This is a genomic window from Leptolyngbya sp. CCNP1308 (genome assembly GCF_034932455.1).
Classification (GTDB): domain Bacteria; phylum Cyanobacteriota; class Cyanobacteriia; order Phormidesmidales; family Phormidesmidaceae; genus Nodosilinea.
In genome coordinates, this window is sequence record NZ_JAYGIH010000063.1 from 1 (window position 1) to 1,146 (window position 1,146).

General features: G+C 53.5%; 3 protein-coding genes. All 3 read right to left on the reverse strand.

The genetic code is table 11. The features are described from left to right. Positions 1-248 precede the first annotated feature (248 nt). Entirely contained in the window at positions 249-488 is a 240-nt protein-coding gene (locus tag VB780_RS14235) for a hypothetical protein (protein ID WP_323351822.1), read from the reverse strand. Positions 489-497: 9 nt separating this feature from the next. Beyond that, positions 498-623, reverse strand: coding sequence for a hypothetical protein (locus VB780_RS14240; protein ID WP_323351823.1), 126 nt, complete (start codon positions 621-623; stop codon positions 498-500). Between the two features lie 187 nt (positions 624-810). After that, positions 811-1,032, reverse strand: coding sequence for a DUF3368 domain-containing protein (locus VB780_RS31440; RefSeq protein WP_416349235.1), 222 nt, complete (start codon positions 1,030-1,032; stop codon positions 811-813). Positions 1,033-1,146: the final 114 nt, after the last annotated feature.

Sequence of the window (1,146 nt, forward strand, 5' to 3'; positions counted from 1 at the left end):
GAAGCTAGAGAATCACATTGGTGCGATCTGGACGTTCATCCACGACTACAATCGCCGCGTCAGAGAGAAGTTGGCAGAACGGGAATCGCCTACGTTTTCCTCTGTCCTTTACTAAAGTGCACTACCACTTAGCGGTGATGGGACAATCCGCCAGTGATTTTTGGACGAGAAAAAAAGACCCCTGGGCGGACGGTTCGCTACAGTAGGCAGGGTTTTAGTTGCAGATGTTCTCAGCTTGGAAACCGACGTCACAGGCTCTCTACGGTGACCAGTTCATATCTAATGACTTGGGCATAGATATCATGGCTAGCGCTTTCCGCAATGGCCTTCCAGTCGTCCTGCGTCAGCACCTTACCCAAGACTGATCGAATCTCGGCGTGAACCGTCTCAGTCATCTCCCATTCCCCTTGCGGTTTTGAGAGCTTCGCCTCCAGCAGCGTCATCAAGGTTTCCTGGATCTCAGCTTTGGGCTGATGAAGCCGCGCCATAATCAGTTCCTAGCCCTTCGTTTCAGCCGCCTCTGTCCCGATGCCCAGATCCCACTCGGTCACCAACTTCTGCCACGCCTGCATCACTATGGCACGCAGCTCGGCAAAGTGGCTGTAGCCCTGGGGGTTAGCCATGACCGCGCCTAAATGAGTACCCCAACCATAGCCAGCGCTGACCTCGCAGCCTGCCGATTCTTCCTGGCGAACTGACTCTCTCAGCCATTCTTCGTCGTAGGTGAAGGTTTCCCAATCGAAGCATTGTGGCAGTCTCCCATGAGTATTTGAACTGGGGTTTCAAGGTTAGCCATGATCAGGCGCTGAACTATTCACCCGCCTGGTGTTTAAGAAGAGTCATCACATCTTCCGAAATCCAAAGTCCTGCATCTCGTAAAGCTTGTAAAGGTTCAGCGACAGTAGGAATGAGCCCCCGCCGTTTTGCCAAAACCAGTGCGCCCCCTGTCCCTATCGTCGGAATATTGAGGGAACGGGCACACCGCCTGGCGGCAGCGTCATCAACCATCGCTCGAAACTTAGGGCGTGTCATCAATTAGGTAAACTGGGACAGTAGTATCTCATCCCATCGAAGTTCAATGACGACCCGACGCTATGCGCTGCGCGATGACCAATGGGACCGCATCAAGGATTTATTGCCGGGACG

What these genes read in the sequence shown, in the direction of transcription:
- VB780_RS14240 (WP_323351823.1), bottom strand. Translation starts at nt 623, where the DNA reads ATGGCTAACCCCCAGGGCTACAGCCACTTTGCCGAGCTGCGTGCCATA.
- VB780_RS14235 (WP_323351822.1), bottom strand. Translation starts at nt 488, where the DNA reads ATGGCGCGGCTTCATCAGCCCAAAGCTGAGATCCAGGAAACCTTGATG.
- VB780_RS31440 (WP_416349235.1), bottom strand. Translation starts at nt 1,032, where the DNA reads ATGACACGCCCTAAGTTTCGAGCGATGGTTGATGACGCTGCCGCCAGG.